We start from the raw sequence: 21034 nt of genomic DNA, 5'->3' as shown, positions 1-21034 counted from the left end.
CGCAGTGCGGCAAAAGCCTCCAATCCATCCGACTGGCGGGCCTGGGCCCGGCGGCAGGGGCTCAGCGGCGGGGCTCGGCTGGGGCCACCCACGGCAGGCCCGCTGCCAGCCACAATGCCCACGCCGCAAAGGTCAGCCGCTGCGCCAGCGGTGCCGGCAGCAGCCCGTGCAGGGCAAACGCGGTGACCGCCGCGACCAGCCCGCAGCCCAGCGCCAGCCGCGCCAACGGCGGCGATCTGCGCCAGCTGCCGATGCCCAGCATCAGCGTGCCCGCGATGAACGCCAGCGCCCACACCATCCATGCGCTGGCATGCGCCTGGCTGGCCGGGCCGTCCAGGTCCTGCACATCCAGCGGGAACAGCCCCATGCCGGCGAAGGCCAACCCTGCCAGCACCAGCAACTGGCCGGCCACCCGCAGCAGCCAGCTGCTGCCGGCGGGCAGGCGCGCCAGCAGGCACAGCGCCATCGCCGTGGCCAGCAGGCCCGGCAGCACCCAGCCCAGCAGGTTGAAGCCGAGTGCGTGGGCAATGCCGCCGGCCCCCAGCAACGCCACGGGGTGGCGCCCCTGCTCGAAGCCGTCCAGTGCCACGCCGAAACCGGCCACGGACAGCACGAACACCGCCGCCGCGGCGGGACCGAGCAGGTTCTCGACAGGGCGTGGAAGCAGGGTCGGCATGGTGACGCACTCGATCGTTGGCAGGCCCTATTGTGGAACATCACACCGGCAGCGGGTTGAAGCCACAAGCGTCCGCCACCATAGAATCGGTCTCCCGCCGTAGATCCAGAGGTTCCATGAGCGAACTGCCGAACGTATTCGACGCTGTCACCGAAACCTTCGAAGCCGAGGTGCTGCAGAAATCCCTGCAGACCCCCGTACTGGTCGATTTCTGGGCGACGTGGTGCGAGCCCTGCAAGACCCTGGGACCGCTGCTGGAAAAGCTGGCCGGCGAGTACAACGGCGCCTTCCAGCTGGCCAAGGTGGACGTGGACAAGGAGCAGCAGATAGCGGCGGCCTTCCAGATCCGCTCGGTACCGACGGTGTTCCTGGTCAAGGGTGGCCAGCTGGTGGACGGCTTCCCCGGCGCGGTGACCGAAGGCCAGTTGCGAGAGTTCCTGGCCCAGCACGGCATCGCCCCGGCCGAACCGGTGGCCGAGGCCGAACCCGAGCCGCTGGATGCACAGGCGCAGGTCGACGTGCTGCGTGCGCAGATCGCCGCCGAACCGGCCAAGGACGAGCTGCGCCTGGACCTGGCGGTGGCACTGCTGCAGATCGGTGGGGTGGACGAAGCCGGCGCCTTGATCGACGGCCTGCCGGCCAACCTGGCCACCGATGACCGCGCCGTGCGTGCCCGCGCGCGGCTGGCATTTGCATCGGCGCTGAAGGATGCACCGGCACCGGAGGCACTGGACGCGCGCATCGCGGCCGATGCAGGCGACCTGGCGGCCCGCCACCTGCGCGGAGTGCAGTTGCTGCTGGCCGGCGAAGACGAGGCGGCACTGCAACAGTTCCTGGAAATGCTGCGCGTGGATCGCAGCTTCAATGACGGACTTCCCCGCAAGGTGCTGATCGATGCCTTCAACGTGATCGGTGACCCCGCACTGGTGAGCCAATACCGCCGGAAGATGGCGTCGCTGCTTTTCTGAATGTAAATCCGTTCAGAACAGGCCCTCGGAGGGCACGCGATACTGAGCCGGTGGCGTCGTCGGACGCCACGGTTCATTCGGGGGAATGACACCCGGCCAACGGGCCGAGGGGATCGCTCCGCCGATCTTTCCTGCGGGAGGATCGCGTGATGTGTGAAGGTGCACCCCACCGCGGTCGGTGGCGGCGTTGATGCGGCGGCCGCTGCCGTGGCGTTACCGCCTGCTGCTGGCCGTCCTGGCCGGACTGGTCGCCGCTGCCGCCAGCCATGCCCGCTGGCTGGGGCCGCTGGACGACGCGGTTTTCGACCGTTACACGAGCCGCTGGACCTACCCGCCCGACCCCAGCCTGCTGATCATTGCCATCGACGAGGCCAGCCTGCGGCAGATCGGCCCATGGCCCTGGTCCCGCAGCGTGCATGCGCGCCTGCTTGACCGACTCACCGACGCCGGCAGCGGCCGGGTGCTGCTGGACCTGCCGTTTTCCGGACCGGACCGCCACCCGGGTGCCGATGCGCAACTGGCGGCCGCCATCGCGCGCAATGGCCAGGTGGTAGTGCCGGTGCTGGCGGTGCCGGCCCGCGCCGATCGGCTGGCCGAAGAACGGCTCCCCATCGCGCTGGTGACGGCCAGTGCGGCCGCACTGGGCCACGCGGAAATACACCTGGATGCCGACGGCGTGGCGCGCGGCATGTTCCTGCATGCCGGAACCGGATCAGCGCACTGGCCGGCGCTGGGGCTGGCACTGGCCGACCCGTCCGCGCGGGTCCAGGGACTGCCCACCGCCGAAGATCACCCAGCGCCTGGACAATGGGTGCGCGACGGCTACCTCCGCCTCCGCTACGCGGGCCCGCCGGGCAGCGTGCCGCAGGTCTCCTATGTGGACGTACTGGAAGGCCGGGTCGCGTCTGCGCGGTTGCACGGCCGACGCGCGGTGGTGGGTCCCACCGCGCCAGGTCTCGCCCCGCTACTGCTGACACCGACCCGCCGCGACGCCCCCATGAGCAGCACCGAATACCACGCCAACGTGGCCTCGATGCTGCTGCAGTCGCACACGCTGCGGGTGATGGCGCCGATAGGACAGCACGCGTTGGGCGCGCTGCTGGTGATGCTGTGCGTTTCCGGGCTGTGCGGTGGGCGGGCGTCCACGATGCTGGCCATCGGTGTGGGACTGCCCCTCCCGCTGTTGCTCTCCTGGTCCCTGCTGCGCGGGGCCAACCTGTGGTGGGCGCCCTGCGCCACGCTGGGGACAGCGCTGCTCGCCACCGCTCTCTGGGCCGTGTGGCGGATCGCCAGCGGGCGACGCGGGGCCGACGTGGACACCGTCACCGGGCTGGCCAACCGGCCGCGCTTCGAGCTTGCGCTGCAGCAGGAGACCTGCGTCGCGGACCGCGACTGCCGCCCGTTGTCGCTGGTGCGGGTGGAGCTGGATCACGGCAGCGGTCACCAAGACCGACCGGGTCCGCAGTCAGGCGACCCCCTGCCGATGGCAGTCGCCCGGCTGATTGCCGCACATGCCCGACGACCGCGCGATACCGCCGCCCGCCTTGGCCACGTCGGGTTTGCAATGCTCCTGCCCGATACGCCGCCCGGCGGCGCGCGCCAGGTGGTCGAAGACCTGATCGCGGATGTGCGTCGGCTGCCGTGGGTGGACGCCGCCGGAAACGCCCGCACCACCGTCAGCATCGGGGTGTACTGCCGGGTGCCAGGGCCGGAAGTGCCGGCTGATGCATTCCTCTCCGGAGCCGAGGCGGCACTGCGCCAGGCCAAAGCGAACGGCGGCGACGGCTACGTCCTGGAAGCGGGCTGAGCCGTCCACTCCTCAGGCGCCGCACGTACCGCCGCGTCAGCCGCTCATCGGGCTGGGCGAGATCCGCTCGAACGTGACGGATCTGCCACTTGCCCTGTGTCATCGCAGCCAACAGTGTGAATGGCCCATCCCTCGAGCGCGCCGCCATGGCTTCCATCCCCGCCTTGTTCGTCCTCACCTCGCTCGCTGCGACCTCCTTTCTGCCGAACGTCGCCGTTGCCGGCGCACCGGCCCCGATCACCGTCCAACCTGCCGCACCGGTGGCGACCTATCACCTCCACTATCGGAAACTCTACGACGCCAAGCCTTTCCCGAACGCGACCCTGATGCACTACGCCAACGGCGTTTATCGGATCACCTCGGAGGGCGAGGATCATTACGGCGTTTTCGTCGCCCAGGGCAACGTCGGGGACCAGAGCAGCACGATCCATTACGTCTCACTGCCGTCGCCGGACTGGGGCAATCGCACCGCCTACCATCAGCTGACTTTCATCACAGGCAACGCGGAGGGCAGCGGCCTGTTCGTGCAGAACGCGATCACCGACACCGGCGAAGCCATTGCGCAGCAGAACGGTACTTTTTCCCTGACGATCCCGAAGGGGTCGCCGTGAGAGATCGACCCTGCCGGCACGCCTTCTCCATACGCATCCGCATGGTTACACTGGCGTCCCCATCCCCGGCGCCGGTCCACCATGAAAGCCAGCCTGTTCCGCCACGGCATCAACCTGTGGCCGCCCTTCCTGTTCGCCGGCATCCACGTAACCGGGATCTCGCCGGATTACCGTGACATCGACGTTGAACTGCGCATGCGCCCGTGGAACCGCAACTATGTCGGTACCCATTTCGGCGGCAGCCTGTTCGCGATGACCGACCCGTTCTGGATGCTGGGGCTGATGCACAACCTGGGCCGCGACTACTACGTGTGGGATCGCGCCGGCGAAATCGAATTCCTGAAACCCGGCCGCGGCACGGTACGCGCGGCGTTCCGGATCGATGACGCAATGCTCGCGGAAATCCGCGCGTCCGCTGCTGATGGCAGCAAGCAACTGCGCTGGTACAGCAACGACGTGCTGGACGCCTCGGGTGAGGTCGTGGCCCGTGTACGCAAGCAGGTCTACATCCGGCTCAAGCCGCAGGCGCGCGGCGGCGCCATGGCCGGTTGACGCGAATCGTGCAGGATCGATTGCTTCGCCTGATACTGAGATGCACCACACGGCGCACTCTCCCTGCATGCCGATGATGGTTCCGGCGCGCGACTGGCGCGTCCTGAACTCATCGGAGAACTGTCATGTCAGCAACGATCAGCAGACGCCAGGCACTGCAGGCCGCTGGGTGGGCGGCCACGGCCCTGTTCACCTCCAGCGCCGCCGCGCAGCAGCAAGGCCGGATCACCGTGGAAGACATCATGGGACCGTACTACCCCATCCAGAGACCGCTGGACGAGGACGCCGACCTGACCCGCGTCGACGGACAGCCGGGGGTTGCCCAGGGGACCCGGATCGACCTGCGAGGACGCGTCGTCGATACCTTGGGCCTGCCGGTGGCAGGTGCCTGGATCGAGATGTGGCAGGCCAATACCCACGGCCGCTACGCGCATGCCACCGACCCCAACGTCGATGCGCCGCTGGACCCTGCGTTCCAGGGATTTGGTCGGCAGGAGACCGACGAGGAGGGGCGGTTCCGCTTCCTGACCATCGTCCCCGGACCGTATCCCGTCGGCACCAGCCTGCGCACGCCGCACATCCACTTCGACATCCGTGGCCAGCATGATCGCCTGGTGACGCAGATCTACTTCAGTGGAGAGCCGCTCAACGACAGCGACCTGCTCTACCAGGCACTGTCTCCCGAAGATCGCGAGACCGTTACCCTGACGCCGCGCAACGTGGGGGACGATGCGCCGTTGGAAGCGGAGTGGACGGTAGTGCTCGCCACTGGTTGATGCCGGGAACGGGTCCGCCTCACCTTCCAGCCGGCCGTGCAGCCACTGGATCCTGGCGCAGCGTCACCCCCAGCGGGCCGTCATCGGGTCACAGGACGCGACGTATACGCCGCGTCCTGTGACCCGGAGAGCCTGACCGGCCCCACGCGACCGCTACAATGCGCCGATGTCACTCCAAGCCCCCACCCTCACCCCCCGCCCTTCCCTGCAGCGGCTGTTCCTGACCGGCCTGCTGACCCTGCTGCCGATCTGGCTGACCTGGGTCGTGGTGAAGTTCGTCTTCGTGCTGCTGTCCGGCATCTCCAGCCCGCTGGTGGTGCCGATGTCCGAACGCATCGCCACCTGGTTCCCGCACTATCTGGGCTGGGTCCACGCCGAGTGGATCCAGAACGTGGTGGCGCTGCTGGCCACCCTGCTGGTGATCCTGGCGGTGGGCGTGCTGAGCCGGCGCGTGGTCGGCCAGCGGCTGCTGCGCTGGGTCGGGGCGGTGATCAAGCGGATACCGCTGGCCAGCATCATCTATGACAGCGCCAAGAAGCTGCTGGACATGCTGCAGACCGAGCCGGGCACCACCCAGCGCGTGGTGCTGATCGACTTCCCGCACCGGGACATGAAGGCGGTGGGCCTGGTGACGCGGGTCATCCGCGAACAGGGTACCGGCCGCGAACTGGCGGCGGTGTACGTGCCGACCACGCCCAACCCGACTTCCGGCTACCTGGAAATCGTGCCGGTGGAACTGCTCACGCCCACCGACTGGACCGTGGACCAGGCGATGAGCTTCATCATCTCAGGCGGTGCGGTCGCACCGGAAACCGTGCCGTTCACCCGCGCTGGCGAACGCGGCTGATGAGCGCGCGGCCGCTGCAGGACCGTGCGGTCCTGCTGTTCATCGGGCTGGCCGCGTTCTTCTGCGCCAACGCGGTGCTGGCCGAGCTGATCGGGGTGAAGATCTTCGCCCTGGAAGACACCCTCGGCATCGCACCGCTGAACTGGAGCCTGTTCGGCCAGACCGGCTCGCTCAGCTTCACCGCCGGCACGCTGCTGTGGCCGGTGGTGTTCGTCATGACCGATACCATCAACGAGTTCTTCGGCAAGCGCGGCGTGCGTTTCATTTCGTGGCTGGCGGCGGCCCTGATCTGCTACGGCTTCCTGTTCGCCTACGCGGCGATCTCGCTGGCCCCGGCCAGCTGGTGGGTCGGCTCGATGAGCGCGCAGGGCGTGCCGGACTACCAGGCCGCGTTTGCCGTGGTGTTCGGCCAGGGCATGTGGACCATCGCCGGTTCGCTGGTCGCGTTCATCGTCGGCCAGCTGATCGATGTCGCGGTGTTCCATCGCATCCGCCGCGCCACCGGCGAACGCCATGTGTGGCTGCGGGCCACCGGATCGACCGCGGTGTCCCAGCTGATCGACAGCTTCGTGGTGATCTGGATCGCCTTCGTGCTGGGGCCGCAGCAGTGGCCGACGTCGCTGTTCCTGGCCGTGAGCAGCCTGAACTACGCCTACAAGATGGGCTTCGCCATCGCGCTGATCCCCTTGCTGTACCTGATGCGGCATGCGATCACGCGCTATCTTGGCGCAGCGCGGGCGGCACAGCTGCGGGCCGACGCCGCAGCTGACTGAGCGACAACGCCGCCTTTGCTGACTGCGCTGTGGATGCTGGCCGTATGCGTCCGGATCGTGCAAGCTCCACGGTCTGTGTTCCACGGAAATGTCCGATGCCCCAGCTTGCCCGCGCCCTGGCGGTCGCACTTGCCTCGCTGATGTTGTTCAGCGCCGCGCCGCCGGCCGAAGCCGCGAAGAAGAAAGCCACCCGCCCTGCGGCCGCGCAGACCCGCCAGGCGACCAAGCCCAAGGCCAAGCCGCGTGCCCGCCCGGCCGCCGCTGCAGGCCGGCAGGCAGCCGCCGCACCGGCCAGCAAGGCGACCCAGCTGGAGCGCCTGTACGACGAGTACTGGGACGCTTCGATGCGGCTCAATCCGCTGCAGGCCACCTTCCAGGGCGACGCGCGCTACAACGGTGAACTGCCGAACATCCTGTCCGCGGCCTGGCGCCAGCAGTCGCATGACTTCACCACGCAGTGGCTGGGCAAGGTGGAAAAGATCGGCAGCAGCGGCCTGCAGGGCCAGGATCTGCTGAGCTACGAGATCTTCGTCCGCGACGCCAAGGCATCACTGGCCGCCGAACAGCACCCGGCGTGGATGCTGCCGATCAGCCAGTACTACAACCTGGGCAGCATCATGGCCATCCTCGGCGCCGGTGCCGGGGCGCAGCCGTTCAACACGGTGAAGGACTACGACGACTGGTCCCGGCGTTCGCTGGGCATCCCGGCCCTGTTCGAACAGGCCACCGCGAACATGCGCCAAGGCATGGCGGCCGGCGTGGTGCAGCCGCGCGACCTGATGGAAAAAGTGCTGCCTCAGCTGGATGCGGTGATCAAGCCAACGGCTGAAGAAAGCATTTTTTGGACGCCGATCCGGACCATGCCCGATACCATCCCGGCCGAAGAAAAGACGCGCATCAGCGCTGAATACAAGCGCATGATCGAATTCCGGATCATGCCGGCCTACCGCGCGCTGCGCGGTTTCATCGCCACCGAATACCTGCCGGCCACGCGCGATACTGCCGGGCTGGGCGCCCTGCCGAACGGCGCGGCGTGGTATGCCGGCACGCTGCGCCAGGCGACCGCCACCGCGCAGGACCCTGCCCAGCTGCATGCCTGGGGCGAGCAACGCGTCCAGGCCCTGCATGCGCAGATCGCCGCGGTGATGAAGGACAACAAACTGCGCGGCGGCGAAGCCAAGCTGCTGCAGCGCATGCGTACCGACAAGCAGTTCCAGTACACCGATGCCACTGCGCTGCTGGGCCGCTACCAGCAGGTGCAGCAGCAGGTGGCGGCACGACTGCCCAGCGTGCTGCAGACCCTGCCCAAGGCTGCACTGGAGATACAGCCGGTCGAAGCCGACCGCGCCGCCGCTTCGGCAGCAGCGTCCTATCAGCCCGGCATCAACGGCAGCCGCCCGGCGGTGCTGTCGGTAAACACCAGCAACCTGCCGGCGCGCAAGCGCTGGAGCGTGCCCATGCTGTACCTGCATGAAGCGGTGCCCGGGCATCACGTGCAGTTGGGACTGCAGCAGGAGATCGAGAAGCTGCCGCGCTTCCGTCGCCTAGGCGGTGACCTGGCCTTTGTCGAAGGCTGGGGCCTGTACGCCGAATCACTGGGCGAGCCGCTGGGCCTGTATGCCGATCCGTACGACCATATCGGCTACCTGCAGGCAGCACTGACCCGCGCCGTGCGCGTGGTGGCCGATACCGGAATCCATGCGCAGGGCTGGAACAAGAAGCGCGCGGTGGACTACCTGCAGCAGAACACCGGCATGCCGGTCGACGATGCCAACGCCGAAGTGGAACGGATGATGGCCCAGCCCGGCCAGGCGCTGTCCAACGTGCTGGGCGAGGCGAAGATCGTCGAACTGCGCGACCGTGCGCGGCAGGCGCAGGGCGCTGCCTTCGACCTGCGCGCCTTCCATGCCGAACTGTTGAAGGACGGCTCGATGCCACTGGACATCCTGGAACAGCGGATGACCCGCTGGCAGGCGCAGCCCGGCCGTTGATGCGGCCGGATCCCGTTGCCGCAGGGCACGGGATCCGGCACGGGCCAGGGATCAGAAGTAGACGCCGATGTCCTCGTTCAATTCCTGGTTGCGGCGCAGGGCGGCATCCAGCTCGCGCTGCATCTGTTGCAGCCGCTGCAGCTGAAGCACCGCTTGGCCTACGGGCGGCTCAGCCCGCTCGTCATCCCGGCCCAGGTCCGCCCAGACAACGCTACCGATCTCGGCATGGGTCGCTTGGTGATCCCGGTCTTCGTGGAACGCAGAGTGCACGACGAACCCGCTGTCGTCGTCACCCGTGCGTGCATGCGGCGCGGCCACCACAGCAGACCTCGAGCGCTCGACTGGCTGCGGATCGACGGCGTTCAGCGACGACGGCTGCTGCGCGCTGCGCGTACTCCATTTTCCATCGTGCTCTTTGGTCTGGACGTACTGGTCGCTTACCGAGATCGTCTCTGCGGATTCAGCGTCGACCTCCAGCATCCGGCTTTGTACGAGAGGGTCGAAGCCCACCGTCCGCAAGCGCCCCTGCACGACATCGTTCGGCTGCGGGTCGTTGAGCGCGGCGTTGCCCCGCTGGAGGGCTTCCCGGCGCAGCCTGGCCTGCGTCCTGCGCGGCGTGGTGCCGAACAGCTCGGACGGGTGGAACGGATCCTCGTCGTGCTCCTCGTGGTTCATCGGAAGCGCGGCGCCGTGCGCACGCGGCGCTTCCGCCGGCGCGCCGGGTTGCCCCTCCATCGCGCGATCCACTTCCAGCAACTGCGCGTCGATCACCCCGGCCTGTGCTTCGGCGCCACGCCGCTGGTGCTCCATCTGGTCCAGCAGCGCAGCCACTTTCCACGGATCATCGGCGGCTACCGGTTGGTCTTTCTGCCGCAGCGATACCGATGGCACGTTTGCCGGCTGCAGGACGGCTGCAACGCGCACAGCCGGGGCCGCTGCAGGCACGGGCGGGTGCCCCCCCTGCGCCTTACCGGAAGACGTTGTCGGTGCTTGGTTGCGAAGATGAGCCAGCATCTGCTTCACGCTGATGTTGGACGGCGTCACCACGCCCTGGTCAGGATCCGCGCGTCCCGCGCCGGGTACCGTGCCCTGCTGCTGCAGACGACCGACGACACCCTTCCAGTCACTGCCATCGGCTGCGGTAGTGGTCGACAACCCGGCCGCGGGTGAAACCGGACCGCCGCCAGCGCGCGCAGCCACCGTCGCGGTCACGCGGCGCAGCACCTGACCGACACCGGAAGGCGTTGCCGGCGGTGGGTTGCGAAGATACGCGAGCATCTGCTTCACGCTGACGTTCGACGTGGTCATGACGCCTTGGTCAGGATCCGCGCGTTCCGCGCCGGGTACCGTGCCCCGTTGTTGCAGATGACCCACGAAGTTCTTCCACTCGCTGGCATCGGCGGCTGCGTTGGCCGACAACCCAGCCGCCGGCGAGGCCGGACCTGAGCGGTGCGGCGCAGTCATCGCAGGGCGGCATAGGCTCGATGGATGCGCATCGCGCGCGGGATTGCTGACCGTTCGCATGGCCGGCAGCGCACTCGGCTCGGGGGCCTTTGATTGAAGCCGTATGGAAATGGACGACCTGTAGCTGACAGGAGATTCGCTGATGGTTGTGGTCACGATCGGCACTCTCTGCATGCGGAGGAAGCCCAAGGCTGCACGAGGCATGGCCCAGGCGCTTTCGCATTTCGTCCAGGCGGCGCCGAAAATCGACCGCGCTCGGCGGCGTGATCTGCGATCATGGCCTGCCCCGACCCGGCGCACGCCCATGTCCCTTGGCCTGCAAGGCATCCACCATGTCGCCCTGATCTGCGCCGACTATGCGCGCTCGCGGGCGTTCTACGTCGACGTGCTCGGCCTGGCGGTCATCGCCGAGCATCATCGGGCCGCCCGCGACTCCTGGAAACTGGACCTGGCGCTGCCCGATGGCGGCCAGCTGGAGCTGTTCTCCTTCCCCCACCCGCCGCCGCGCCCCAGCCGGCCGGAGGCGCAGGGGCTGCGCCACCTGGCCTTCCGGGTAGACGCGCTGGAGCCCTTCATTGCCCACCTGGCGCAGCATGGCGTGGCCTGCGAAGCGATCCGCGTGGACGAGTACACGGGGCGCCGCTTCACCTTCTTCGCCGACCCCGACGACCTGCCGCTGGAACTGTACGAAACCCGGTAGTGACGGCCGCTGGCCGTCCGCCTCTTGCGGAGACCCGGTAATGACGGCCGCTGGCCGTCAGCCTCTTGCGGAGACCCTGTAGTGACGGCCGCTGGCCGTCAGCCTCTGCGGATTGACGGCCAGCGGCCGTCACTACCGGGGCCTTGCACCATACCGCCCCGGATGGGTATACAGTCGGCACAGGCCGGCACCTGCGCCGGCATCGAACCAACGCCCTGGGAGGGGACCATGCGCAACACCTTCAAGACCCTGCTGCTGGCACTGCCGCTGTGCGTGGCCGCGCTTTCGGCAAACGCCGCCGATTCGGCGGTGGGCCGCTGGAAGACCATCGATGACAAAACCGGCAAGGTGAAGTCGATCGTGGAGATCACCCAGGCCGGCAACGGCACGCTGAGCGGCAAGGTGGTCGACATCCTGCACTCGGACAAGGGTCCGAACCCGGTGTGCGGCGACTGCAGCGGCACCAACAAGGACAAGCCGGTGCGTGGCATGACCATCCTGTGGAACCTGAAGTCCGACGGCACCGCCAGCTGGTCCGGCGGCACCATCCTGGACCCGGCCAACGGCAAGACCTACAAGTCCAAGATGAAGCTGCAGCCCGGCGGCACCCGACTGGACGTGTCCGGCTGCGTGGCCTTCATCTGCCGCGCCCAGACCTGGCAGCGCGAGTAAGCGCAGGCGGTCACGGAGGTCGGATCGCCCTTTTTGGGAAGGGCATCCGACCCCCTTGTGCGATAATCAGGGATTCCCCTCGCTGCACGCTGTGACCATGACCCGTACCGCGCTCGTCACCACCGCCCTGCCCTACGCCAACGGCCCGCTGCACCTGGGTCACCTGGTGGGCTACATCCAGGCTGATATCTGGGTGCGCGCGCGGCGAATGAGCGGCGGCACCACCTGGTTCGTCTGTGCCGACGACACCCATGGCACGCCGATCATGCTGGCCGCCGAAAAGGCCGGACTGACCCCGGAAGTGTTCATCGCCGGCATCCAGGCCAGCCACGAGCGCGACTTCGCCGCCTTCGGGGTCGACTTCGACCACTACGATTCGACCAACTCGGCCGCCAACAAGGCGCTGACCGAATCGTTCTACCTGAAGCTGGAATCGGAAGGCCACGTCAGCCGCCGCTCGGTGGCGCAGTTCTACGACCCGGCCAAGGGCATGTTCCTGCCGGACCGTTACATCAAGGGCATCTGCCCGAACTGTGGCAGCGCCGACCAGTACGGCGACAACTGCGAAGTCTGCGGCGCAACCTACAACCCGACCGACCTGAAGGATCCGAAATCGGTGATCTCCGGGGCGACCCCGGAAGTGCGCGATTCCGAGCACTTCTTCTTCGAGGTGGGCAAGTTCGAAGGCTTCCTGCGCGAGTGGCTGGGTGGCGATGTCGCCCTGCCCGGCGTCAAGGCCAAGCTGATGGAGTGGATGAACGCCGACGGTGGCCTGCGCGCGTGGGACATCTCGCGCGATGCGCCGTACTTCGGCTTCGAGATCCCCGGCCATCCGGGCAAGTTCCTGTATGTCTGGCTGGATGCCCCGATCGGCTACCTGTCCAGCTTCCAGACGCTGTGCGCGAAGACCGGCGTGGATTTCGAATCGCACCTGCGCGCCGGCACGTCCACCGAACTGCACCACTTCATCGGCAAGGACATCGTCAATTTCCACGGCCTGTTCTGGCCGGCGGTGCTGCATGCCACCGGCCACCGCGCGCCGACCCGCCTGCACGTCAACGGCTACCTGACCGTGGACGGGGCGAAGATGAGCAAATCGCGCGGCACCTTCGTGATGGCGCGGACGTTCCTCGATGCCGGGCTGGAACCGGAGGCGCTGCGCTATTACTACGCCGCCAAGTCCTCCGGCGGGGTGGACGATCTTGACCTGAACCTGGGCGACTTCATTGCCCGCGTCAACGCCGACCTGGTCGGCAAGTTCGTCAACCTGGCCAGCCGCTGCGCCGGCTTCATCAGCAAGCGCTTCGACGGCCAGCTGGCCGCGGCGCTGCCCGATCCGGCGCAGTACCAGCGCTTCGTCGAAGCGCTGGCGCCGATCCGCGAGGCCTACGAGCGCAACGATCCGGCCGCCGCCATCCGCCAGACGATGGCGCTGGCCGACGAAGCCAACCGCTACATCGACGACGTCAAGCCGTGGGTGATCGCCAAGCAGGAAGGCGCCGATGCGCAGTTGCAGTCGGTGTGCAGCCAGGGCCTGAACCTGTTCCGCGTGCTGGTCACCGCGCTCAAGCCGGTGCTGCCGGCGACCTCGGCGCAGGCAGAGGCCTTCCTGGCCGCACCGGTCAGCGACTGGACCGCACTGGCGCAGCCGCTGCTGGCGCATCGCATCAACGACTATGTTCCGCTGTTCACCCGAATCGACCCGAAGAAAATCGACGCCATGACCGACGCCTCCAAGGACACCCTGCAGCCGACCGCCGCTGCCCCCGTTGCCGCTGCGGCCCCTGCCGCAAAGGCCGAAGCCAGGCCGGCAGCTGCCGCGAGCGCGCCGCAGGGCGACGCCGCGCCGGCGTACATCGGCATCGACGACTTCGCCAAGCTGGACCTGCGTATCGGCAAGGTCCTGTCCTGCGGATTCGTGGAGGGTTCGGACAAGCTGCTGCGCTTCGAACTGGACGCCGGCGAGCTGGGCACCCGGCAGATCTTCTCCGGCATCCGCGCCAGCTACGGCGAGCCGGAAAAGCTGGTCGGGCGCAGCGTGGTGTTCATCGCCAACCTGGCCCCGCGCAAGATGCGCTTCGGCCTGAGCGAAGGGATGATCCTGTCGGCCGGCTTCGACGGCGGCGCGCTGGCGCTGCTGGACGCCGACAGTGCCGCGCTGCCGGGCATGCCGGTCCGCTGACCGGCGGCTGGCCAGCACGGAGGGTGCGATGGAGCTGGCGCTGTTCGATTTCGACCACACCATCACCAATGCCGACAGCTACAGCCGCTTCCTGCGGCGCGTTGCCACACCGGAACAACGCGCGCGTGCGTGGTGGCTGGTGGGGCCCTGGCTGGCCGCCTACCGGCTGCGGCTGATCACGGCGGCGCGGATCCGCGCGCGGGTCACCGCGCTGGTGTTCAACGGCCGCCATGCCGATGACATCGCCCTGCTGGCATCCGGCTACGCACGCGATGCGTTGCCGGCGATGGTGCGCCCGGAAATGCTCGAACAGATCCGCTGGCACCAGACGCAGGGCCACACGGTGGCCGTGGTGTCGGCGTCGATCGATCTGTACCTGCGCCCTTGGTGCGAGCAGCACGGGCTGCAGTTGATCTGCAACCAGCTGGAGGCACGCGAGGGCCGCATGACCGGACACTACGCCGGCGGTGACTGCGGCCCCGGCAAGGTGGCGCGCATCCGGCAGCGCTTCGATCTGTCCCGTTACACGCGCATCCATGCCTACGGTGACAGCCGCGAGGACAAGCCGATGCTCGCCCTTGCCCACGACCGCTGGTACCGCGGAAAACCCGTGGAACGATGAATCCCCTGCACCGCCACCGCCCCGCATGAGCCTGATGCCTCCCCCGTTGGTGGAGCGGCTGGACCGCCTGTTGCCGCAGACGCAATGCGGCCAGTGCGGCTTCGACGGCTGCCGCCCCTACGCTGCGGCGATGGCCCGCCGCGAAGCCGGCGTGGAGCGCTGCCCACCGGGCGGTGATGCCGGTGCACGGGCGTTGGCGCAGGTGCTGGGCGTGCCGGCGCTGCCGTATGACCGCCGCCGCGGCGAGCACAAGCCGCCGCAGGTGGCACTGATCATCGAGGCCGACTGCATCGGCTGCACCAAGTGCATCCAGGCCTGCCCGGTGGATGCGATCGTCGGCGGGGCCAAATACATGCACACGGTGATTGCCGATCTCTGCACCGGGTGTGAGTTGTGTATTCCGCCGTGTCCGGTGGACTGCATCGATCTGGTGGGTCGGACGTCGAGCGGGTGAGCCCCCCTCGCGGGTGGCTTTCAGGCTGAAGCTGGTGCGCCGGGCGGTGGGGCTGGGTGGGGGACGGCAAAAGCCGCTCCTGCGGGCCTCGTTTCGCGCCATCCGTGGCGCTCAACGCCCCCGCCCAGCCCCACCGCCCGGCCCCTGACAGGTTCCGATGGCCGCCACCCGCGTAATAAAAATAAAAAAGCAAAGGTAGGGGTCAGAGTCCTTTCGCGTAGCGAAAGGACTCTGACCCTGTCTCTCCTCCCCCCTCCAACCGCTGCTCGTCCATGGCCGCCATGGACCTGTCGAAGGTCCAACGGGTGAGACTCCCTCGCGGGTGGGGTGAAAGCCGCAGCTGGAAGTGGGCCGGGCGGTGGGGCTGGGTGGGGGACGGCAAAAGCCGCTCCTGCGGGCCTCGTTTCGCGCCATCCGTGGCGCTCAACGCCCCCGCCCAGCCCCACCGCCCGGCCCCTGACAGGTTCCGGTGGCCGCCACCCGCGTAATAAAAATAAAAAAGCAAAGGCAGGGGTCAGAGTCCTTTCGCGTAGCGAAATGACTCTGACCCCATCTTTATTCCATCCTTCCAACCGCTGCCTCGTACATGGCCGCCATGGACCTGTCGAAGGTCGAGCGGGTGAGACCCCCTCGCGGGTGGGGTGAAAGCCGCAGCTGGAAGTGGGCCGGGCGGTGGGGCTGGGTGGGGGACGGCAAAAGCCGCTCCTGCGGGCCTCGTTTCGCGCCATCCATGGCGCTCAACGCCCCCGCCCAGCCCCACCGCCCGGCCCCTGACAGGTTCCGGTGGCCGCCACCCGCGCAAGAGAAGAAAAGAGCAAAGGCAGGGGTCAGAGTCGTTTCGCGTAGCGAAAGGACTCTGACCCTGTCTCTCCTCCCCCCTCCAACCGCTGCTCGTCCATGGCCGCCATGGACCTGTCGAAGGTCCAACGGGTGAGACTCCCTCGCGGGTGGGGTGAAAGCCGCAGCTGGAAGTGGGCCGGGCGGTGGGGCTGGGTGGGGGACGGCAAAAGCCGCTCCTGCGGGCCTCGTTTCGCGCCATCCATGGCGCTCAACGCCCCCGCCCAGCCCCACCGCCCGGCCCCTGACAGGTTCCGGTGGCCGCCACCCGCGCAAGAGAAGAAAAGAGCAAAGGCAGGGGTCAGAGTCCTTTCACGTAGCGAAAGGACTCTGACCCCATCTTTCTTCCCACGCCAAATCCGCCGACCATGCGTCGGCGCTACCAAAAGCCGCCATGGACCTGTCGAAGGTGGGGCGGGGTGGGGTTGCGGGGCCTTGAGCGGCAGGAGCCGCGAAGAGCTACATGGATGTACTTGCGCGTGCCCCGCAACCCCACCCCGCCCCGCCAACCCAACAGCCCTGCAGCTTTTGACGTTGACGTTGACGTTGACGTTGACGTTGCTCCTGCTTGAACAAGCAGGCCGCCGGGCCGCAGGCCCGGCATCATCACCCCTGCAGCATCACGGCACCGCGGCGGTCACCACGATCTCGACCTTCCACTCTGCATGCGCCAGCTTGGCTTCCACCGTCGCACGCGCCGGCGTCATGCCCGGCACCACCCATTCGTCCCACGCCGCGTTCATGCCGTCGAAATCGGCCATGTCGGCCAGGAAGATCTCCGCCCGCAGCACGTGCTGTTTATCGCTGGCCACCTGCACCAGCAGCTTGTCGATCTCCTCCAGCACCTGTCGGGTCTGCCCGGTGATGTCCTGGCTGGTGTCCTCCGGGATCTGTCCCGACAGGTAGGCAACCTTGTTGTGGACGGTCATCTCGGACATGCGCGGACCAACATCGAAACGCTCCAACACGGGCGTGCTCCTCTTTCTGTGGACAGACCCCATTCTGGCCCACCGCGGCCGGCTTGTGGTGACGGCCAACGGCACTGCAACAGCACAACCGCACACCTCTAGCCAAACCTCCAGCACGGGCGCACGATGCGCAGCTTCGCGCCGTTGTCGCGCCCATCGCCCGTGCGGGTTCACTTTCCTTCCATGACCGAATCCGCCCTTCCCGCCTCCCCTGCCCGCCAACGCATCAAGCGGCTGCTGACCCTGGTGTTTCCACTGCTGGTGCTGGCACTGGCGCTGCACGGACTGGCCGGCGCCTTCGACGAACATGGCTACCGTGCGGTGCGCCAGGCATTCCGCGACCTGGGCACCGGACAGTTGCTGCTGGCCGTGTTGCTGGCCCTGGCCAGCTATGCCTGCCTGGTGGGCTTTGATGCCATCGGCCTGCGCCGCAGTGGCGTGCGCGTGCATCCGGCGCGGATCGGCATCACCGCCTTCCTGGCGCATGCGCTGGGGCAGACGGTGGGCTTTGCCGCACTGACCGGCGGCGCAGTACGACTGCGCGGCTATCGCAGCGCCGGGCTGGACCTGGCGCAGATCGGCCAGGTGGTGCTGATGAGCACGCTCGGCTTCGTGTTCGGTGCCTGGGTGCTGCTGGGCGCCGCGCTGTGCCTGGAACCGGCCGCCGCCGCACTGGCCCTGCCGCTGCGTACCGGGGTGCTGCAGGCCGGTGGTGCAGCGCTGTTGCTGGGCTATGCGGCAGCCATCGCCGCGGTAGGCCGCCAAGGGCGCACGTTCTCCTTCTTCGGCCATGCGTTGTGGTTTCCCGACCGCCGCACCATGCTGGCGGTGACCGCGCTCAGCGTGGTCGAACTGGTGCTGGCCGCCGCCGCGCTGTACGTGCTGCTGCCCGATTCCACGCCTACCGGCCTGCCCGGTTTCGTCGGCATGTACCTGGTGGCGGTGCTGGCCGGGCTGGTCTCTACCGTGCCCGCCGGATTGGGCGTGTTCGAATGGAGCCTGCTCAAGCTGCTGCCGCAGGTCGCGCCCGGGGCGGTGCTGGCCGCCGCGCTGGTCTACCGCGTCACCTACTACGTGCTGCCGTTGCTGCTGGCCACGCTGTTGGCCACCGCCCCCGCACTGCGTCGTCCGCTGCGTGCCAGTGCCAATGCCACCCGCGCCGGTTGGAAAGCATTGCGCCCGTGGCTGCCGCACATCGTCGCGCTGGCGGTGTTCAGTGTCGGCGCCGCGCTGATCGTGGACGGCACGCTGCCGGCACCGCATCGGCACCTGCACACCGCCTCGCTGCCGTTGCTGGAAACCTCGCACCTGCTCGGCAGCCTGGCCGGCGTGGTGCTGCTGCTGATCGGCCAGGGACTGTCGCGCCGCAGCCACGCCGCGTGGGTGCTGGCGCTGGTGATCTGCCTGGCCGCACCGCTGCCGATCTGGCTGCGCGGCGGGCAGGTACTGATCGCGGTCGCCGCGCTGCTGGTGGCCGTGGCGCTGTGGACGGCACGGCGCGAGTTCTACCGCGAAGGCGCGCTGCTGGACCAAGCGTGGTCGTGGCCATGGCTGCGCAACCTCGGGCTGGTACTGGTGGCGGTGGTGTGGCTGCTGTTCTTCGTCTACAGCCATGTGGAATACCAGAACGAGCTGTGGTGGCAGTTCGCGCTGTCCGGCAACGCACCGCGTGCGTTGCGCGCGCTGCTGGTGGTGGCGATGGCGGTGGCGGTCTTCGGTATCGGCCGGCTGCTGCACAGCACCCGCGGACCGCTGCCGGTGGCCGACGAAGCCACCCTGCAGGCCCTGGCGCCGGTGTTGGCGGCCGCGCGCGATACCCAGGCCTGCCTGGTACTCACTGCCGACAAGGCGGTGCTGCGCGACGAGGCCGGGCTGGGCTTTGTGATGATGCAGCGGCATGGTGGTTCGCTGATCGCGATGGGCGACCCGGTCGGGCCGCCGGACGTCGCCCGCACCCTGATCTGGCGCTTCCGCGAAGAAGCGGACCGCCTTGGCCTGCGGCCGGTGTTCTACCAGGTGGGCGAAGCCTACTGGCAGACCTATCTGGACCTGGGACTGGGCCTGGTCAAACTCGGCGAAGAGGCGATGGTGCCGCTGCAGGAGTTCGCCCTGGAAGGGCGCGACCGCGCCGACCTGCGGCAAGCCTGGAACCGCGGCAAACGCAGCGGACTGCGCTTCCGCCGTGGCGGCAGCCGACGAGGTACCGGCACTGATCCCGGAACTGTCAGCGGTTTCCAGCGCCTGGCTGGACGACAAGGCCGGCGAGGAGAAAGGCTTCTCGCTGGGCAGCTTCGATCCAGCCTACCTGGCACGTTTCCCGGTGGCGCTGGTGGAAGTGGAAGGCCGCATCGTGGCCTTCGCCAACCTGTGGCATGCACCGGCGGGCCATGAGCTGTCGGTCGACCTGATGCGACACCTGCCCGATGCGCCGAAGGGCACGATGGACTTCCTGTTCATCGAACTGTTCCTGTGGGGGCGCGAGCGCGGCGATACCCGGTTTTCGCTGGGCATGGCGCCGTTGTCCGGGCTGGCCAGCCATCGCCTGGCCAGTCGCTGGTCACGCGTGGCCTCGCTGGTGGCACGCCATGGCGAGCGCTTCTATGGCTTCAGCGGCCTGCGCCGCTTCAAATCCAAATTCGTCCCGCAGTGGCGGCCGCGCTACCTCGCCGCGCCCGGTGGCGTGCACCTGCCGGCCGCGTTGCTCGATGCCACCCGCCTGATCTCACTCGAGCCGCGCCACTAGCGGGCAGCGGCGTTGAGGATCTCCCGCGCAAGGCGGTCGTGGTCACCGTTGAAATGGTGGTCACCCGGCAACTGCAGCACGCGCACGCCCGGCGGCAGCTCCGGGCACAGGGCGTCGGCGTCCTTCTGCCCGTAAACACACAGGGTCCTGTCGGTGGGCAGGCGCGCGATCTCCGGCGCGATCGGCAGGCCGTCATCGTTGCTGCCCAACCAGTTGCTGACATGGAATTCGAAATCGGCGGTGCGCCCCACCGACAGCAGCGCGATCAGTTCCACCTGCGATCGCAGCGCCGGTGCCAACTGGTTGATGCTGGCTGGCAGTACGTCGGCACCTTGGGAAAAGCCGATCAGCAGCAGCTTCGGACGCTGCCAGCGCTGGCGGTAATAGTCGGCGATGCGGGTCAGGTCGGCGGCAAAGCCGGCCGGCGTACGCGCGCTCCAGAAATACCGCAGCGAGTCCACTCCGACCACCGACACGCCCTGCGCGGCCAACGCCGCGGCAACGTCCTTGTCCAGCCCCGCCCAGCCGCCATCGCCGGACACGAAGATCGCAACGGTGTCTCCGGCGACGCTTGACGGCACCTCGACCACGGGCAAGCCACCGAGGTCCTTCGGGGCGGGTGCCACGTTGACGCCGGGGGCTTCGCCGAGCACCCGCGCCGCAGCCAGCAGGCCAGGCAGCGCATCGCCGCCAGCGGTACGGCGGAAGCTGCGTGCTGAAGCGATTGTCTGCTGGAAGGCACGCGCATGCGCACCGCTGTCGGCCGCCAGCCACGGCACGGTGAGGGCGGCCGGTTCCAGCACGCCATCGACGATGCCGGCGCCACAGGCCATGCGTTGGCTGACCGCGCCCGGCTGGAAGCCGGTGGTCAACACGCCGGCGAACACGCCCTCGCCCGCCTGCGCGGCCAGCACATAGGCGAACCGGGCGCCGTCGCCGTCTCCGGCCAGCAAGGGCAGGCGATAGCCCGGCAGGTGCAGCCACGCTTGCAGCCAGCGCGAGAAATTCTCCACGTCGCCTGCACCGAACGCGCAGGCAGCACTGCCTTCGCGCTTCAGGGCGTCCTGCAGTTGTCCCATATCGACCGGCACCACCAGTGCGCCGGACGCGCGCAGGGCCTCGCGTTCGCGCTGCGCCGCTGCGGCCTTGCCAGGTGCATGGAACCACAGCACCACGCGCTGCACCGGGCCTTGCGGCTGCTGCACCGGTACCTGCTGGAACCTGCCATGGCTGGCCGGTTGCACCGGCTGTGCGGCGGCCACGCAGGGCGCCAGCACACACCACGCCAACAGCGCCCGCGCGTATTTCCCACCTGACCGCATGCAGCACTCCCCTCGCCTTTGATGTGCGCCCACGATACGCCCGGCAGCTGCCAAGGTGATGTGCCGGGA

Annotated in this window: 17 protein-coding genes and 1 pseudogene; 14 read left to right on the top strand and 4 right to left on the bottom strand. The window is 68.3% G+C overall.

What is annotated here, in order from left to right; translation table 11 throughout:
- Positions 1 to 61 precede the first annotated feature (61 nt).
- Positions 62 to 676, bottom strand: a complete 615-nt coding sequence (locus tag QE373_RS05745) for a DUF998 domain-containing protein (protein WP_123699603.1) — start codon at positions 674 to 676, stop codon at positions 62 to 64.
- Between the two features lie 116 nt (positions 677 to 792).
- Here QE373_RS05745 and trxA point away from each other — a divergent pair, with 116 nt between their 5' ends.
- From trxA to QE373_RS05705, 8 genes are all read left to right on the top strand, one after another.
- Complete coding sequence (gene trxA / locus QE373_RS05740; RefSeq protein ID WP_309684476.1) at positions 793 to 1644, top strand: thioredoxin; 852 nt, start codon at positions 793 to 795, stop codon at positions 1642 to 1644.
- 190 nt (positions 1645 to 1834) lie between these two features.
- Positions 1835 to 3451, top strand: a complete 1617-nt coding sequence (locus tag QE373_RS05735) for a CHASE2 domain-containing protein (protein WP_309684474.1) — start codon at positions 1835 to 1837, stop codon at positions 3449 to 3451.
- A 146-nt stretch (positions 3452 to 3597) separates the two neighbouring features.
- The gene (locus tag QE373_RS05730; RefSeq protein ID WP_309684472.1) at positions 3598 to 4062 is read left to right on the top strand and encodes a hypothetical protein; all 465 of its coding nucleotides are present in this window, start codon (positions 3598 to 3600) and stop codon (positions 4060 to 4062) included.
- Between the two features lie 81 nt (positions 4063 to 4143).
- A complete protein-coding gene (locus QE373_RS05725) occupies positions 4144 to 4614 on the top strand; it encodes a DUF4442 domain-containing protein (protein ID WP_123699600.1) in 471 nt (156 codons plus the stop codon).
- A gap of 125 nt (positions 4615 to 4739) precedes the next feature.
- Entirely contained in the window at positions 4740 to 5390 is a 651-nt protein-coding gene (locus QE373_RS05720) for a protocatechuate 3,4-dioxygenase (protein WP_309684469.1), read from the top strand.
- 166 nt (positions 5391 to 5556) lie between these two features.
- Positions 5557 to 6237, top strand: coding sequence for a DUF502 domain-containing protein (locus QE373_RS05715; RefSeq protein ID WP_123699599.1), 681 nt, complete (start codon positions 5557 to 5559; stop codon positions 6235 to 6237).
- Entirely contained in the window at positions 6237 to 7010 is a 774-nt protein-coding gene (locus tag QE373_RS05710; protein ID WP_309684463.1) for a queuosine precursor transporter, read from the top strand. The genes QE373_RS05715 and QE373_RS05710 overlap by 1 nt, the downstream gene beginning before the upstream one ends.
- Positions 7011 to 7105: 95 nt before the next feature.
- Complete coding sequence (locus QE373_RS05705) at positions 7106 to 9001, top strand: DUF885 family protein (RefSeq protein ID WP_309684454.1); 1896 nt, start codon at positions 7106 to 7108, stop codon at positions 8999 to 9001.
- Positions 9002 to 9052: 51 nt separating this feature from the next.
- Here the strand turns inward: QE373_RS05705 and QE373_RS05700 are convergent, their stop codons facing one another.
- Positions 9053 to 10420, bottom strand: a complete 1368-nt coding sequence (locus QE373_RS05700; protein ID WP_309684449.1) for a hypothetical protein — start codon at positions 10418 to 10420, stop codon at positions 9053 to 9055.
- 349 nt (positions 10421 to 10769) lie between these two features.
- Between QE373_RS05700 and QE373_RS05695 the strand changes: the two genes are divergently transcribed.
- The 5 genes from QE373_RS05695 to rnfB all read left to right on the top strand — a co-directional run bounded on the left by QE373_RS05695 (position 10770) and on the right by rnfB (position 15095).
- Positions 10770 to 11165, top strand: coding sequence for a VOC family protein (locus QE373_RS05695; RefSeq protein ID WP_309684446.1), 396 nt, complete (start codon positions 10770 to 10772; stop codon positions 11163 to 11165).
- Positions 11166 to 11393: 228 nt separating this feature from the next.
- Entirely contained in the window at positions 11394 to 11837 is a 444-nt protein-coding gene (locus QE373_RS05690; RefSeq protein ID WP_309684445.1) for a DUF2147 domain-containing protein, read from the top strand.
- 97 nt (positions 11838 to 11934) lie between these two features.
- Positions 11935 to 14019, top strand: coding sequence for a methionine--tRNA ligase (metG, locus tag QE373_RS05685; protein WP_309684442.1), 2085 nt, complete (start codon positions 11935 to 11937; stop codon positions 14017 to 14019).
- A 28-nt stretch (positions 14020 to 14047) separates the two neighbouring features.
- Complete coding sequence (locus QE373_RS05680; protein WP_309684438.1) at positions 14048 to 14641, top strand: HAD family hydrolase; 594 nt, start codon at positions 14048 to 14050, stop codon at positions 14639 to 14641.
- A gap of 25 nt (positions 14642 to 14666) precedes the next feature.
- Positions 14667 to 15095, top strand: a complete 429-nt coding sequence (rnfB, locus tag QE373_RS05675) for an Rnf electron transport complex subunit RnfB (RefSeq protein WP_309684436.1) — start codon at positions 14667 to 14669, stop codon at positions 15093 to 15095.
- A gap of 1457 nt (positions 15096 to 16552) precedes the next feature.
- Here rnfB and QE373_RS05670 read toward each other — a convergent pair.
- Positions 16553 to 16900 (bottom strand): RidA family protein, encoded by a 348-nt coding sequence (locus tag QE373_RS05670; RefSeq protein WP_057687216.1) that lies wholly within the window; start codon positions 16898 to 16900, stop codon positions 16553 to 16555.
- 183 nt (positions 16901 to 17083) lie between these two features.
- On the opposite strand from QE373_RS05670, the pseudogene mprF reads away from it, so the two are divergent.
- Positions 17084 to 19643: pseudogene (mprF, locus tag QE373_RS05665) on the top strand (bifunctional lysylphosphatidylglycerol flippase/synthetase MprF).
- On the opposite strand, the gene QE373_RS05660 reads toward mprF, so the two are convergent.
- Positions 19640 to 20965, bottom strand: coding sequence for an AcvB/VirJ family lysyl-phosphatidylglycerol hydrolase (locus QE373_RS05660; RefSeq protein ID WP_309684432.1), 1326 nt, complete (start codon positions 20963 to 20965; stop codon positions 19640 to 19642). The pseudogene mprF and the gene QE373_RS05660 overlap by 4 nt on opposite strands.
- Between the last annotated feature and the right edge of the window lie 69 nt (positions 20966 to 21034).

Origin of the sequence: Stenotrophomonas sp. SORGH_AS_0321 (assembly GCF_031453215.1) — a bacterium.
In the GTDB taxonomy this organism is placed as follows: Bacteria; Pseudomonadota; Gammaproteobacteria; order Xanthomonadales; family Xanthomonadaceae; genus Stenotrophomonas; species Stenotrophomonas chelatiphaga.
Note: the sequence above shows the minus strand (reverse complement) of the source record. Positions and strands in the feature narration are given on the sequence as shown.